Origin of the sequence: uncultured Tessaracoccus sp., from assembly GCF_947255005.1 — a bacterium.
Classification (GTDB): domain Bacteria; phylum Actinomycetota; class Actinomycetes; order Propionibacteriales; family Propionibacteriaceae; genus Arachnia.
Genome location: NZ_CAMYFI010000055.1, coordinates 1 through 14548, shown reverse-complemented (window position 1 = coordinate 14548; position 14548 = coordinate 1). Strand labels below are relative to the sequence as shown.

Below are 14548 nucleotides of genomic sequence, written 5' to 3'. Positions count from 1 at the left end.
CTCGTGGGCTCGGAGATGTGTATAAGAGACAGGGACGCGGCGGGGCGGAGGGCGTTAGGGCCTCCGGAGATGTCGTCGAGCGCGGAGACGATGGGGGGAACGAGTTGCTTGCTGTCGATGTCCATGAGCTCATCGAGCTGTTCGACAGTACGCGGCCCGATGAGTGCCGACGCCACCTGCGGCGCGTCACGTACCCACAGCAGGGCGACTTGGGCCGGGGTGAGGCCGAGACCTCGCGCGGCGTGTGCCACCGCTTCGCAAATCGCCAGCGACCGCGGCTGCAAATAGGGCTCCAGGAACCAGGAGAAATGTTGCGAGGCCGCCCGGGAGTCGGGAGGCACGTGGCCGCCTCGGTACTTGTCCGTGAGAGCCCCACGCCCGAGCGCGCTCCACGCCAACACGCCGAGCCCGTGATACTGCGCGGCGTCAATGACTTCCACCTCGGCGCGCCGAGCGAGGAGCGAGTACTCCACCTGCACGCTGCTGAGCCGAGCCCGACCCGGCACGGCGCTCTGCCACGTCGCGGCGGTCGCGGTTTGCCACCCGACGAAGTTGGAGACGCCCGCGTACCTCGCCATGCCGCCGCTCACCGCTGCATCGATGGCGGCGAGGGTCTCGTCGAGGGGGGCATCGCCCCAGGCGTGCACCTGCCACAGATCGACGTATGAGGTGCCGAGTCTGCGCAGGGAGTGAGCGAGGTCGTCAAGGAGCGCGCCGCGCGAGGTGTCAATCACGCGCGTTCCGTCACGTACCACGAAACCGGCCTTCGTCGCGATCACCAAGGATTCTCTCGGAACACCGCGGGAGAGCGTCGCGCCAATAATCTTCTCCGCCGCTCCGGCACCGTACGCCGGTGCGGTGTCGATGAGGGAACCCCCGTGCTCGATGAACGACTCAATCAGGCGCCGCCCGACGGTAGCGTCGACGTCGCGCCCCCACGCCATCGTTCCCAACCCGACGGGGGACACGCGCAGCCCGGACGTTCCCAGCGGTCGTTGTTCCATGCGGTTCAGCCTATGCCGTGGCGGACTCAGGCAGTGAGCACCCCGCCGAGCAACAGTGCCGCGACGACGGCGGCGAGCCCGAGTCGGTACCAGACGAAGACCTTGAACGAGTGCGTCGAGATGTAGCGCAGCAGCCAAGCGATCACCGCGTAGCCCACGACGAAAGCGATGAGGGTGGCGAGGATCGTCGGCCCCCAGCTGACCGCACCGTCGGAGCCGATGTCCTTCAGTTTGTACAGGCCCGAGCCAAACACGGCCGGCAGCGCCAACAGGAACGCGTACCGGGCGGAGGCTTCACGGCTGTAGCCCAGGAAGAGGCCGCCGGAAATCGTCGCGCCCGAGCGGGACACGCCGGGGATCAGCGCGGCGGCTTGGAAGAAACCGAGCGCCACGCCGTGCCCCCAGGAAAGCTTGTCGAGTTCGCGGTGGTTCTGGGCGCCGTGGCGGTCGGCGATGGCGAGCACGATGGCGACGACGGCGAGCATCGCCACGGTCACCCAGAGGTTCCGCAGGCCCGAATCAATGGCGTCCTCCAGCAGCAGCCCCAGCGCGACGATAGGAATTGAGCCGATGATCACCAACCACCCAATACGCACGTCGGGGTCGTTGCGGTCATACTTGCCGACGAGTGCGAGGCACCACCGGTGGATGATGCGCGTAATGTCCTTCCAGAAATACACGAGCACGGCGGCTTCGGTGCCTAGCTGGGTGACGGCGGTGAAAGCGGCGCCGGGGTCACGCCCGTTGAACAGCAGTTGCCCGACGATGGATACGTGGGCGCTCGAGGAGATGGGTAGAAACTCCGTGAGCCCCTGCACGAGTCCTAAAATGATGCCTTCAAACCAAGTCACGAGTTCGCCTTTCTGTCGCGTCTATCTCGCAGCGACGCACAGAATACGCCTGAGTAACCATGAAGCGTGGTAGGCGCAACCCGGTAGCGTGTTGGCATGACCATCCTGATTCTCGTGCGACATGGACGTTCGACGGCGAATGCGGCGGGCATTCTCGCTGGCCGCATGCCCGGGGTGACGCTCGACGACGCAGGCCGAGCCCAAGCTGAGGCCCTCGAGCCGGCGCTCCGTCAGGTGCAGGCTGCGTACTCGTCACCGATGGAACGCTGCCGCCAAACAGCCGCCTGGGCGGGGTACTCCGACGCGGTCGTCGAGCCGGGGCTGAACGAATGTGACTACGGCGACTGGGCAGGTGCGCAGCTGGAAGCCCTGGCTCACGAGGGGCTTTGGGCGGACATCCAGACGCACCCCACGGCGGTAACCTTCCCGGCTGGGGAGAGCATGAGCGCGATGCAGGAGCGCTGCCTCGCGGCGGTGCGGGCTATCGTCGAACGCCACACTGGCGAAATCGTCGCGGTCTTCAGCCACGGCGACCCCATCAAGGTGATCCTGGCGGACGCGCTCGCCATGGAATTCAACGAGTTCCAGCGCATCGATGTACCTCCCGGTTCGCTCAGCATCGTCGATTACACGGGAACCAAACCGCTGGTTCGGCTCATCGGCGGAAGCCCCGACAGCGTGGGCACGCTCGCGCCGCGTGGACACACTGTCGGCGGCAGCACGAGCGCGTAGGCTAGAGCCATGCTCATGGAATTTCGTCACCCCGATCGCTGCGTCGTGGGCACCGTGGGCGAGCCCGGAAACCGCCTCTTCCTCATCCAGGTATCGCAGGGCAGTCAGATTGCCGCGGTAGCTCTCGAGAAAGAGCAGGCGCAGTTGCTGGGCCGACGCATTACCGAGATTCTCGATCAGCTCGTTGCGCTCGGCGAGCCCATTCCCGAAGCGTTCGAGCCGCGCGACATGGGGCCACTCGACGCGCCCGTCGAGGTGGACTTCCGGGCGGGCGCCATTGGGCTCGCTTGGGACGCGGGCAGGATGTCCGCGCAGATCGAGCTGTTTCCCGTCGAAGAAGACCTCGAAGGCGAGGGCACCCTCGTGCAGATCTGGCTCACTCCCGGTAAGGCTCGAGAGTTCGCCGGCCGAGCGGAGAAAGTGGTCGCCTCGGGCCGCCCACCATGCCCCATCTGTGCCCAGCCGCTCGGCCCTGAGGGACACATCTGCCCGCGCTCCAATGGCTACCGCCGCAAGCTGTTCCAGTGAGTAGTCTGCGCATCCTCGGCCGGCTGCTCGGCGCCTCGAACCACACGTTCCTGGTGGAGGACGCGTCGGGAGACAGGTGGGTGTACAAGCCCTATGCAGGCGAGCGGCCGCTGTGGGATTTCCCCAACGGCCCACTCGGACGCCGCGAAGTGGCCGCGTACGCGTTGTCCGAGTACCTCGGCCTGGGGCTTGTGCCCGAGACGGTCTGGGGCGAGGGCGAGCTTGGTGAGGGCTCCCTCCAACGTTTCATTGACGGCGAACTCACGGATGCCGTCGACGTCATCCCTGTCGACGAGGTCACCCAAGTGTGGCTTCCTATTGCGGCGGGGGAGGATGCTCAGGGCTGCCAGGTGGTGCTCGTGCATCGCGACGACGAACGCCTCCGTCAAGTGGCGCTCTTCGACGTGCTCTGCAACAACTCCGACCGCAAAGCAGGGCACCTCATCGAATCGCAGGGACGCATCTTCGGCGTCGATCACGGAGTGACCTTCCACGTCGACGACAAGCTCCGCACCGTCTTGTGGGGTTTTGCCGGCCAGCCGCTGACGAACGCTGAGCTCGCCGTCGCATCCGCCGTACAAACCATCGACGAGCCGTTGGCCGACGGGCTGCTCGACGAGGAGTGGAACGCCCTGCGTAATCGTGCGGCGCGCCTGTGCGCTGCGGGTGTGTTCCCGCAACCGGGCACGAAGTGGCCCGCCATCCCCTGGCCGCCCTTCTAACGCTGTGCGCATGGGCATCCGACGGCGCCTTGCGCCGGCTGGGGTAGATTGGTGGCCATGTATTCGTGGGCCCAAGTCAACGTGCCAACCTTGGCGCCTTCCGACGGCGTGTCGAACCAGTTGCACCTCTTTGATGTCTCCAGCGGCAAAGTGATCCCGGTCGGCCCGAGTGAGGGCGCGGCGCGCATGTACGTGTGCGGCATCACACCCTACGACGCCACGCATCTGGGGCACGCGGCCACCTATCTCACGTTCGACCTTGTCGGGCGCGTGTGGCGCGACCTCGGCGTCGAGGTGAACTACACGCAGAACATCACCGACGTCGACGATCCGCTGCTCGAGCGTGCCGCGCAGACTGGCCAAGACTGGGACGAGCTCGCCGCCGACCAGATCGAGCTGTTCCGCACCGACATGGAGGCGCTGCGCATCGTGCCGCCGACGCACTACATCGGAGCCGTGGAGTCGATCAGCCTCGTCGTCGATGCCATCGACCGGCTCGCGGAATCGGGGCTCGTCTACCAAATCGACGATCCCGAGCATCCCGACTGGTATTTCCGCACCGCTGCCGTGACGGGTTTCGGGGAAGTGAGTGGACTCGACGAGGCCGAGATGCTGTCGATGTTTCGAGACAACGGCGGCGATCCGGATCGCCCCGGCAAGCAGCACCCCCTCGATTCGTTGTTGTGGCGCTTTGCCCGTGACGGTGAACCCGCTTGGGAATCTGCACTCGGCGCGGGCCGCCCGGGGTGGCACGTCGAATGCGTCGCCATCGCTTTGGAGTACCTGGGGGCGAAGTTTGATCTGCAAGGCGGCGGTCGCGACCTGGCGTTCCCGCACCACGAGATGTGCGCTGCGCAGGCCCGCGCCCTCACCGGAGAGCGCATGGCTGGGGCGTTCGTCCACGCGGGGCTCGTGGGGCTTGACGGCGAGAAAATGAGCAAGTCGAAGGGCAACCTTGAACTCGTCTCTCGACTGCGCAAGGCTGGCGCCGATCCCATGGCCATTCGCCTCGCGTTGCTGAACAATCATTATCGCTTCGACTGGGAATGGACGCCCGACCTGCTCGACGAGGCCACTGCTCGCCTGCAACGCTGGCGCAGCGTCTTGAACGACAGCGCGGCTGTCCCAGCTGCCGACACGATCGCCGCCATGCGCATGGCGCTGCGGGGCGACCTCGACACCCCGGCCGCCATTGCCGCCGTCGATACCTGGGTTGCGGCCTCCGCCACCGTCGACTCCGACGACACCGAAGCCATTCATCAGATGAGAACCGCGATCGACGCCCTGCTCGGCGTCGCGCTGTGAGGAATGCCATGAAGTCGTTTGAGTCACTGTTTGAAGAGCTGACGCGCACCGCCGCGACGCGCCCGGAGGGCTCCGGCACCGTCGCGCGCCTCGATGCCGGGGTGCACGCCATCGGGAAGAAGATCGTTGAAGAGGCCGCCGAAGTGTGGATGGCCGCCGAATATGAATCACGTGAGGAAGCTGCCGAAGAAATCAGCCAGCTCATGTACCACTGCCAAGTGATGATGCTGGCCCTCGGGCTGAACCTCGACGACGTGTACCGCTACCTCTGACCACCATGAAAGGCTGACTGCAGGTGACTGAACCGCTGCTCAAAGTGGCGGTCCCGAACAAGGGATCGCTGTCCGAACAGGCGCGCACGATGTTGCTGAGCGCAGGTTATCGCCAGCGCAGCGACTCGAAGGAGCTCACCCTCGTTGACCCGGATCACAATGTCGAGTTCTACTACCTTCGCCCCCGCGACATCGCGATCTACGTGGGGCGTGGCGATCTCGACGTGGGCATCACGGGGCGCGACATGCTGCTCGACTCCAACGCCGCTGCCGCGGAGGTGATGGGCCTCGGATTCGGCGCCTCGACGTTCCGATTCGCCGCGCCTGCGTCGTCAGGCATCGACGAGAGCAAGCTTGCAGGCAAACGCATCGCGACGAGCTACGCTGGCCTGCTCGGCACCTTCCTGGCCGAGCGAGGCGTGCAGGCGGAGATCGTCGAGCTCGACGGTGCGGTCGAATCCGCCATCCGGCTTGGTGTGGCCGACGTGGTGGCGGATGTCGTCGACACCGGAACCACGCTCCGCAAAGCCGGCCTGAGCCTGTTCGGCAACCCGATCTGCACCTCCGAAGCTGTGCTCATCGAGCGCAATGGCAACGAAACCAACCATTCAGCCGTCGAGGCAATGATCACCCGTCTGCGCTCGGTGATGGTGGCGCAGAACTATTGCATGATGGACTACAACGTCGCGGAAGATGCTCTCGAGGCGACGCTCACGCTCGCCCCAGGCGTCGATGGCCCGACGGTGAGCTCGCTCGCCAAGGACGGCTGGTACGCGGTCCGCGCACTCGTGCCGCGTAAGGGCGTGCACCTGCTCATGGACAAGCTGTATGACGCCGGCGCACGCGGCATCTTGTTGACTGAATTGGTGGCGTGTCGCCTGTGACTGACGAACAATCCACGCCGCAGCCCCAACCATCACAACACCACGAAGAGGGGAGCGTCGAGCCCAAGAGCCTCAGCTATGTGAGCGTCCCAGCCCTGCTCACGGCGATCATCTTGTCGATGGTGTTGCTGAGCGGCGCGCTGTACTTCTGGTGGGTGCTCGGGCCGAACGTGCGGGCGCAGGTGTCGCTGCTGCAGCTGGCCACGTTGGTGCTCTTCCTCATCGTGATGCTCTTGATGATGCTGGGCATCGGATATTCGCACGTGTGGGCGGGCGACGGCCAGGTCGTCGTTCGCAACGGGCCGTTCATCAAGCACTATCCCGTTGAGCAGATAGCGGGCTTGCGGCTACGCAAAGGCGACCCCTGGGCGTATCTGCTTGTCAAAGACGAAACCACCGAGACGGGCTACCGTCGACGCGCAACGCTCGCCATTCAGTCGTTGGAGGGCGAGGGAGCACAACGGAAGGTGCGGGCGCTTCGTCGCTGGCTGAAAGCCAACGGTGCCACGAGTGGCGATCTGCGGCCCAGCGAAGGCGACGCCCCACGCTGAGTTTGGTTACATGATGCCCCGCTGCTTCAGCAGCTGCTCGATCTCCCGGTCCTCGTCGGTGAGCCCGTCTTTGCTTGTCATCCCCGCGGGCGCCGTCGGCTTACCGGTCCCCGCAGTGGTGGGGCGCTTCGTATTCCCGGCGGAGAGTTGATCCCCTGCGACAGGGCGTCGTCCCCCCTGGGATTGCGGTTGAGTGGGAACCTTCGCCTTCGGTTCTTTGGGGAGGAACAGGGCGACGATGGCGAGCAGCAGGCCGCCACCCGCGAGGCCAGCGCCCACCGACATAGTCGTCCCCCACTCGATCCGCTGCACCCAGTGCACGATGCTCATCACGCCGTTCACTGCGAGATCCATGACACCCAGGAAGTACAACCCGAGCGGAATCAACGCGGTGCCGACTGCGCCTACCAGCGGGCGTGCTCGTCGGCTGTGGGCCCAGAACCCGACGCCGAAGGCGACGGCGAGAATCATGAGGATGATGGTGACCAGCAGACTCGTGCTCATGCATTCAGTCTCTCACAGCGACGGTGAACCCCGCGGGTTGCGCACCTGCGCGTACTAGAGTGGGTGACATGAGTCAGCTCGCCAACCCGAACGCCCGCTTTGCCGACGATCACGGCGAGGCAGACCAGATCACGCGTCAGGCCATCGCCCGCGTGGGCGACCAGAAGTCCTACATCCGAGCGCTCGTCGCACTGTGCTCGAGCCGATTGCTCATGCCGATCGTGGCTACGGGCGACGAAACCGACGAACCAGATCCGAACCGTCGTGCTGAGATGTCGGCGGTCAAACTCGTCAACGAGCACGGCGAATTTTTGCTGGCCTTCACCGGCCTCGACTCGATGCAGCTGTGGAACGCCGACGCCCGACCCGTTCCCTGCACGCTCGACGAGTTGTGCGCCACCGTGCAAGAATCCGGGGCTAACCAGCTGCTTATCGATGCCGCAGGCCCGGCATCGCTCGTTATCGCAGGCGAGGCGCTCAATTTGTTGGCACAGGGATACGCCGTCGCCGAGTTCGAGGGCGAGGAGTTCGCCTGGGTACGATACGAGCGTGAGCCTGCCTTGTCTGAAGAGGACGCAGAACGAGCGGAACACATTTCCCAGCTAGAAGCCTCACTGGCCGCGATGGAGCAGATCATTGACGAGGCCGAGCACGCAGCCGCATCGGAATCAGCTGTGAGCACCCCACAGCAACCCTGATTCGGCCGAGCAGTTATGCCCACCACGCGCTGCTTCTTGCGGGACGTGCTCGTCGAAGCACGAGTTGCCTAGTTGGCATGAAGCCGGGTGGTCGTCAGCTGATTCAAGTCATCACTGCGTGTGGCGACGCCCGACACTTCGCATCCATCCTCTGGACGAGCTGTTCGTTGTGAGCTCGTGTCGGGGTAACGTGACTACTACCGAGGTGGGTTACACCGACATTTGGAACCACAAGGATGTGGGAGGACGAGGATGCGAACAACAAAACGCATGGGTGCGGCTGTTATTGGAGCTGCCCTTATCGCGATATCCGCGCTGAGCGGATGCTCCAACCAGCCCCGCACGCCGCAACTGATGTGGTACATCAACCCGGATGATGGAGGCCAAGCTGAGATCGCGGCACGGTGCACGAAGGAGGCCGCAGGCAAATACACAATCACCACCTCGTTATTGCCGCGTGAAGCTTCCTCGCAGCGAGAGCAGCTGGCCAGACGTCTGGCTGCGGGAGATCGGTCCATGGACATCATGAGCCTCGATCCGCCATTCATCCCCGAACTAGCGGAGCCTGGGTTCCTCGCCCCAGTTCCGACGAAGGTGATCGAAGAGCGTACGAAAGGTGTGGTTAACGGCGCACTCGAGTCAGCAAAGTGGAAGGACGAATTCGTTACCGTCCCATTTTGGGCAAACACACAACTGCTTTGGTACCGCAAGTCGGTAGCAAAAGCAGCTGGCCTCGACATGACAAAGCCCGTGACGTGGCACCAGCTGATGGATGCGGCGGAACACACGAATAAGAAGCTAGGTGTACAAGTCACCCGAGGCGAATCTATGACGGTGTGGGTCAATGCATTGGTCGAATCGCAAGGGCAGAGCCTCATCGAGAATCCGGGCGCGAAGGCTGAAGACACACAGTTTGGGATGGACTCTCCGGCAGGTCTGAAAGCGGCCGAGATCATTGGCAGCATCGGCCAGCGACGTCTATTCGGAGGGGGTGTCAACGCCGACGAGTCAGCGAACAAGGATTTCTTTGCCACCGAACAGGGATCGTTCATGGTGAACTGGCCTTTCGTCTGGACTGCACTTCAAACTGAAGCGCCTGACGTGGCTCAAGATATGGGTTGGACACTGTATCCCCAAGTAGAACAAGGCACTGACTCCGCGCCTCCGTTGGGTGGCATCAACTTGGGAGTCGGCGCCTCGAGTAAGCATCAAGATCTGGCCTATGAAGCCATCGTATGCATCACGTCCCCGGAAAATCAGGCCCACTATTTTGCCACCAACGGAAATCCTCCCTCTGCCGAGGCGGCATACGACGATCCCGCTGTCCAGGATGCCTATCCCATGGCCGACCTGATTCGGGATTCATTGAATTCCGCAGCGCCTCGTCCCCAAACTCCTTTCTACAACGAGGTTTCGACGGCTATCCAGCAGCGCTGGACTCCTCTCAGTGAAGTGAACGACAAGACACCGTCGGAAACACAACAGTTCATCACCGAAGTATTGCGAGGGGAGCGTTTGCTGTGAGCACAAATACCAAGACTGCAAAACCACCGTTATCCGAGCGTGCCCGGGCAGAACGACGCCTGGGGTGGATCCTCGCAGGCCCAGCTTTTATCATTATGCTGGCGGTCACCGTGTATCCGATTATGCAAGCCATCTTCGACTCGCTGTTCTCTTATCGCCTCACGGCCCCCAATGAGAAAAAGTTTGTCTTCCTCGATAACTATGCTGTGATTTTCTCAGATGTGGTGTTTTGGAAGGCGTTCGGCGTGACGTCGTTGATCACCGTCGTCACCGTGGCGGTCGAGTTGGTTCTCGGGTTCGCTCTAGCATTGGTAATGCATAACGCTATACGAGGGTTCCGGGGGCCGTTGCGTACTGCCATTCTGGTTCCCTATGGCACCATCACGGTAGTTTCGGCGTTTGCCTGGTTCTATGCCTTCGATTTGAACTCTGGCTTCGTCAACCACTGGTTTAGTTGGGTGCCAGGAATTACTGAAACTACCGACTGGTTCAGCTCGCCGGCCACAGCTCTGTTCGTGATCATGGCCTCAGAAATCTGGAAGACCACCCCGTTCATTTCGCTGTTGCTTTTGTCCGGACTGGCGCAGGTGCCAGGCGAGCTCACGGAGGCCTCCAAGGTCGACGGGGCTACGTGGTGGGAGCGTATGAGCCGTGTGATCCTCCCCAACATGAAGGCGGCCATCATGGTGGCGGTTCTGTTCCGGGCTCTGGATGCATTCCGGATCTTCGACAACATCTTCATCATGACCAACGGTGCTTATGGCACTGAGGTGCTATCGCTCTTGGCCTATCGAACCTCTATCGGCAGACTCGAAATTGGCATGGGCTCCGCTATCTCGGTGGTCTTGTTTTTGTGCGTGATCCTTATTTCTGTGGTCGCCATCAAAGGGTTCAAAGTGGATCTAGCTCAGGGAGGCCGCTGACATGAAGAAGCTCATGTGGACGGTGATTGCCATCTTCGTTGGGATCTATACGCTGTTTCCGGTCTTCTCGATTCTGGCCACATCGTTCAAACCTACCGCTGAGCTTTCTTCAGGAAAGCTGTTGCCAAATAATTGGACTGCCGAGAACTACACCAATATCTTTGCTGGGTCAGCATCAGACCTTTTCATTCCGGCGTTGATCAACTCGCTGGGTATTACGCTGATCTCGACTCTCATTGCTGTTGTCTTGGCGACGTTATGTGCCTACGCCATTGCTAGGCTTGACTTTCCTGGAAAGCGGATCATCTTGGCTACTGCTCTGGGTGTGTCCATCTTTCCAGTGATCTCGATCGTGACGCCGTTGTTCAATGTGTGGCGAACGGTTGGACTGTACGATACCTGGCCCGGCTTGATCATTCCGTACCTCTCGCTCACCCTGCCTATCTCCATCTACACACTCTCTGCCTTCTTTCAGCAGATTCCATGGGATCTAGAGAAAGCAGCGCAAGTCGACGGTGCCACGAACTGGCAGGCCTTTCGTAAGGTCATCGTGCCGCTCGCAGCTCCCGGCGTGTTCACTACTGCGATCATCGCATTTTTTATTGCGTGGAATGATTTCGTGTACGGCATCTCGTTGACTTCAACGTCTGCTGCTCGCCCAGTTCCAGCTGCACTGGCATTCTTTACCGGGGCATCGCAGTTCGAGGAGCCTACCGGGGCTATCTCTGCTGCTGCAATTATCGTCACCATTCCCGTCATTATTATCGTTATGCTATTCCAGCGTCAGATTGTCTCTGGCTTGACTCAAGGTGCTGTCAAGGGCTGATAGGAGAATCATGTCAACCATTTCTTTGAAAAATCTCGTCAAGCGATATGACGACGGCTACCCTGCAATTAATGACGTCAGCATTGACATTGAGGATGGGGAGTTCATCATTCTGGTCGGTCCGTCCGGCTGTGGAAAATCCACACTGTTACGGATGGTGGTAGGGCTCGAAGACATCACATCGGGCGAGCTGCTCATCGATGGCAAGAAAGTGAACGAGGTCGCCCCGCGTGACCGCAATCTGGCTATGGTGTTTCAAAACTACGCGCTGTATCCACACCTCACGGTGTTCGAGAACATCGCCTTCCCGCTCCGACTGAGCAAGAACAAGCTTGATGATGAGGAAGTGAAGAGAAAGGTTGAACAGGCAGCAGCAATGCTTGATCTGACCGACCACCTCGAGCGGAAGCCGGGAAACCTCTCTGGTGGTCAACGGCAGCGGGTGGCTATGGGGCGCTCAATCGTCCGAGATGCCGATGCATTTCTATTCGACGAGCCGTTGTCTAACCTCGATGCCAAACTGCGGGGACAGATGCGAACGCAGATTGCGCAGCTGCAACGCCGGCTCGGTTTCACGGCGATTTACGTGACACATGATCAAACGGAGGCGATGACACTGGGTGACCGCGTGGCTGTTCTCAAAAAGGGTGTGCTGCAACAAATTGCTTCACCGCGAGAGCTCTACGAGCAGCCAGCGAACTTGTTCGTCGCTGGGTTCATCGGTGCCCCGTCCATGAATTTCTTGCCTGCGCATGTGAGCAACGGAAAGATGCAGACCCCGCTTGGGGAATTGCAGATGCCCGAGAGGTTGCTCAGGGCGGCGGAAGGGCGGGATGTTGTCCTTCTCGGTGTGCGCCCAGAACACTTTGAGGATGCGAAGCTCGTCGACAGTGCTTTGCGTGAGCACGGCACGACCTTTACCGCTCAGGTAAACCACACCGAGTGGCTGGGCAACGAGCAATACGGCTATATCCGCTATGAGCCCAACGCGAAGATTCAGCAACGCCTCGACGAGCTTGCTCAAGATCTCGATGGGGAGGAGATGCAGCCCCAGGTTGTGGCAGCGTTCGATGCATCCAGTCGTATCCGAGGCGGTGAGGAAGCGGAACTGTGGGTTGACGGGCGAAAGCTGCACGTCTTCGACGTCGAGTCGGGGGAGAACCTCACCCGTGACGAGGAGGCCGGAGCCCAACTCACGAGCGAAGCGAATGAAGAACGAGCTCGGGAGATCGAGCGAGCGAAACACGCTGAGCGCTGAGAGGCCAAGGATCCGTCGATGCTCGTCAGGTAGGTGCACTTTGCAAGGTTTTGCAAGGTACCGCAGTGGGCTGGGCAGGGCGGCGTGGCGTCGGTCCTGGGTACGTTCATGTGCGGCGTGATGGGGAGAGCCGGATGGTGCATACAGCTCGGTATGCTTCGCAATACTTGCGCAGCAACGTGTTTTGGCGGGAGAGGCACCTTCGGGTAAGATTGCATGAGCAATTTGATCACCCAGAAGGGTCGATCCGCTCAAGTGGAGGCCACTCCCACCCGTGAACTGCCTAGGCGGCCGGGTCAACACGCGAATGTTTCGCGTCGGCCTTCGCATGCGCGGGGGCCTTTTTGAGTTGATCGTCAAACTTGTACCCAGGAGGCGTCATCAGCACTGAACCGCGGATCAACGATCGCATTCGAGTTCCCGAAGTCCGACTCGTCGGCCCTAAAGGCGAGCAAGTCGGTATCGTCCGGGTCGAGGATGCTCTGCGTCTTGCGCAGGAGAGCGAGCTCGATCTCGTCGAGGTGGCTCCGCAGGCGCGTCCACCCGTCGCGAAGCTCATGGACTACGGTAAGTACAAGTACGAAGCCGCCCAGAAAGTGCGCGACGCACGCCGCAACCAGTCGAACGTCTCCACCAAGGAGATGAAGCTGCGTCTCAAGATTGACAACCACGATTACGAGACGAAGAAGGGCCACGTCGTCCGATTCCTCAAGGGCGGCGACAAGGTTAAAATCACCATTATGTTCCGCGGCCGCGAGCAGTCGCGTCCTGAGCTGGGTATCCAGTTGCTGCAGCGCCTCGCCGACGATGTCGCTGAGTTCGGTTTCGTCGAGTCGGCGCCCAAACAGGACGGCCGCAACATGCTCATGGTGCTTGGCCCCACGAAGAAGAAGAGTGACGCCAAGGCCGACCGCGACAAGGATCGCACGCGCCGCATGGAGCAGCGCAAAGAGAACGCCGCTGCAGACAAGGCCGCAGAAGCGGAGATGCGCGCCAAGGCCGCAGCCAATAAGCCTGCCAAGAAGAAGCGCGGCCCTGCCGACAACATGGACCCGGACATCGACCTCTGACGAGGCGTGTCCCTGATTTCCCTCATACAGAAAGTGAGCACGTCATGCCGAAAATGAAGACGCACTCCGGCGCCAAGAAGCGCTTCAAGACCACCGGGACGGGCAAACTCATGCGCCGCCAGGCCAACCTTGGCCACCTCAACGAGCACAAGACCTCGCGACGTATCCGCCGCCTGAGCGGCAACGTCGAGGTTGTCGACGTCGAGGCCAAGAAGGCCCGCAAGCTGCTCGGCAAGCACAAGGGTCGCTAAGCCGTTCCCGCCCCCATCCGTCCAAGTTTTTTGTTCAAGGAGTCACCATGGCACGCGTAAAGCGTTCTGTTAACGCCAAGAAGAAGCGTCGCGAGGTTCTCGAGCAGGCATCGGGCTACCGTGGCCAGCGCTCGCGGCTGTACCGCAAGGCGAAGGAGCAGCTTCTCCACTCCGCCACCTACAGCTACCGTGACCGCCGCGCCAAGAAAGGCGACTTCCGGTCGCTGTGGATCCAGCGCATCAATGCTGGCTGCCGCGCGGAGGGCATGACTTACAACCGCTTCATCAACGGTTTGAAGAACGCTGGCGTCGAAGTGGATCGCAAGATCCTGGCTGATCTGGCAGTCAACGACGTCCCGGCGTTTAACCAGCTCGTCGCAGTTGCGAAGGAGCATCAGGCCAGCGCCGCCTGATTCCGCAGTGCGCCACGAACCGGACGCCGCGCTCCCGGTCGGGGTGTTGCGTTCGGTTCGTCGCTTAACGCAGCGCCGCGGGCGGGACGTCGCGGGAAAGTTTCTCGTCGAGGGTAGGCAAGCGGTGCGCGAAGCACTTGCTGCAGGCAGCCTCGTCGACGAGGTGATCGTCGACGACCCCGGCAAGCATGTCGATTTGCTTGCGGACTTTGACGGGCAGGTGTGGCAGGCC

18 protein-coding genes and 1 pseudogene are annotated in these 14548 nt (G+C 61.7%); 16 read left to right on the top strand and 3 right to left on the bottom strand.

Annotation, left to right across the window (positions count from 1 at the left end):
- A partial coding sequence (locus Q0X61_RS10360; protein WP_297742453.1) for an aldo/keto reductase occupies positions 1-1004 on the bottom strand: 1004 nt, incomplete at its 3' end.
- Between the two features lie 26 nt (positions 1005-1030).
- Entirely contained in the window at positions 1031-1855 is an 825-nt protein-coding gene (locus Q0X61_RS10355; protein WP_297742452.1) for an undecaprenyl-diphosphate phosphatase, read from the bottom strand.
- Between the two features lie 96 nt (positions 1856-1951).
- On the opposite strand from Q0X61_RS10355, the gene Q0X61_RS10350 reads away from it, so the two are divergent.
- The 7 genes from Q0X61_RS10350 to Q0X61_RS10320 are packed head-to-tail and all read left to right on the top strand — an operon-like array spanning position 1952 to position 6849.
- On the top strand, positions 1952-2587 hold the full coding sequence (locus Q0X61_RS10350; protein ID WP_297742451.1) for an MSMEG_4193 family putative phosphomutase: 636 nt from the start codon (positions 1952-1954) through the stop codon (positions 2585-2587).
- A gap of 9 nt (positions 2588-2596) precedes the next feature.
- Complete coding sequence (locus Q0X61_RS10345; protein WP_297742450.1) at positions 2597-3115, top strand: DUF3090 domain-containing protein; 519 nt, start codon at positions 2597-2599, stop codon at positions 3113-3115.
- The gene (locus tag Q0X61_RS10340) at positions 3112-3837 is read left to right on the top strand and encodes an SCO1664 family protein (RefSeq protein ID WP_297742449.1); all 726 of its coding nucleotides are present in this window, start codon (positions 3112-3114) and stop codon (positions 3835-3837) included. Before Q0X61_RS10345 ends, Q0X61_RS10340 begins: the two co-directional genes overlap by 4 nt.
- Before the next feature lie 57 nt (positions 3838-3894).
- Entirely contained in the window at positions 3895-5142 is a 1248-nt protein-coding gene (gene mshC / locus Q0X61_RS10335) for a cysteine--1-D-myo-inosityl 2-amino-2-deoxy-alpha-D-glucopyranoside ligase (RefSeq protein WP_297742448.1), read from the top strand.
- 8 nt (positions 5143-5150) lie between these two features.
- Positions 5151-5414 carry a phosphoribosyl-ATP diphosphatase gene (locus Q0X61_RS10330; RefSeq protein WP_297742447.1) on the top strand — a complete coding sequence of 88 codons (264 nt, stop codon included), beginning with the start codon at positions 5151-5153 and terminating at the stop codon, positions 5412-5414.
- A gap of 35 nt (positions 5415-5449) precedes the next feature.
- Positions 5450-6298: an ATP phosphoribosyltransferase gene (gene hisG / locus Q0X61_RS10325; protein WP_297742454.1), complete on the top strand. Its 849-nt coding sequence runs from the start codon at positions 5450-5452 to the stop codon at positions 6296-6298.
- Positions 6295-6849, top strand: a complete 555-nt coding sequence (locus Q0X61_RS10320; RefSeq protein ID WP_297742446.1) for a PH domain-containing protein — start codon at positions 6295-6297, stop codon at positions 6847-6849. The genes hisG and Q0X61_RS10320 overlap by 4 nt, the downstream gene beginning before the upstream one ends.
- 6 nt (positions 6850-6855) lie before the next feature.
- Here the strand turns inward: Q0X61_RS10320 and Q0X61_RS10315 are convergent, their stop codons facing one another.
- On the bottom strand, positions 6856-7353 hold the full coding sequence (locus Q0X61_RS10315) for a hypothetical protein (protein WP_297742445.1): 498 nt from the start codon (positions 7351-7353) through the stop codon (positions 6856-6858).
- 68 nt (positions 7354-7421) lie between these two features.
- On the opposite strand from Q0X61_RS10315, the gene Q0X61_RS10310 reads away from it, so the two are divergent.
- The 9 genes and pseudogenes from Q0X61_RS10310 to Q0X61_RS10270 all read left to right on the top strand — a co-directional run.
- Positions 7422-8051 (top strand): SseB family protein, encoded by a 630-nt coding sequence (locus Q0X61_RS10310; protein ID WP_297742444.1) that lies wholly within the window; start codon positions 7422-7424, stop codon positions 8049-8051.
- Positions 8052-8321: 270 nt separating this feature from the next.
- Complete coding sequence (locus Q0X61_RS10305; RefSeq protein ID WP_297742443.1) at positions 8322-9575, top strand: extracellular solute-binding protein; 1254 nt, start codon at positions 8322-8324, stop codon at positions 9573-9575.
- A complete protein-coding gene (locus Q0X61_RS10300) occupies positions 9572-10498 on the top strand; it encodes a carbohydrate ABC transporter permease (RefSeq protein WP_297742442.1) in 927 nt (308 codons plus the stop codon). Before Q0X61_RS10305 ends, Q0X61_RS10300 begins: the two co-directional genes overlap by 4 nt.
- 1 nt (position 10499) lies before the next feature.
- Positions 10500-11324 carry a carbohydrate ABC transporter permease gene (locus Q0X61_RS10295; protein ID WP_297742441.1) on the top strand — a complete coding sequence of 275 codons (825 nt, stop codon included), beginning with the start codon at positions 10500-10502 and terminating at the stop codon, positions 11322-11324.
- 10 nt (positions 11325-11334) lie between these two features.
- Positions 11335-12582, top strand: a complete 1248-nt coding sequence (locus tag Q0X61_RS10290; protein ID WP_297742440.1) for an ABC transporter ATP-binding protein — start codon at positions 11335-11337, stop codon at positions 12580-12582.
- A gap of 362 nt (positions 12583-12944) precedes the next feature.
- A complete protein-coding gene (infC, locus tag Q0X61_RS10285) occupies positions 12945-13652 on the top strand; it encodes a translation initiation factor IF-3 (RefSeq protein ID WP_297742439.1) in 708 nt (235 codons plus the stop codon).
- Between the two features lie 44 nt (positions 13653-13696).
- The gene (rpmI, locus tag Q0X61_RS10280; protein ID WP_297742438.1) at positions 13697-13903 is read left to right on the top strand and encodes a 50S ribosomal protein L35; all 207 of its coding nucleotides are present in this window, start codon (positions 13697-13699) and stop codon (positions 13901-13903) included.
- A 47-nt stretch (positions 13904-13950) separates the two neighbouring features.
- Complete coding sequence (rplT, locus tag Q0X61_RS10275) at positions 13951-14316, top strand: 50S ribosomal protein L20 (RefSeq protein ID WP_297742437.1); 366 nt, start codon at positions 13951-13953, stop codon at positions 14314-14316.
- A 7-nt stretch (positions 14317-14323) separates the two neighbouring features.
- A pseudogene (locus Q0X61_RS10270) lies at positions 14324-14548 on the top strand (RNA methyltransferase); the annotation flags it as partial.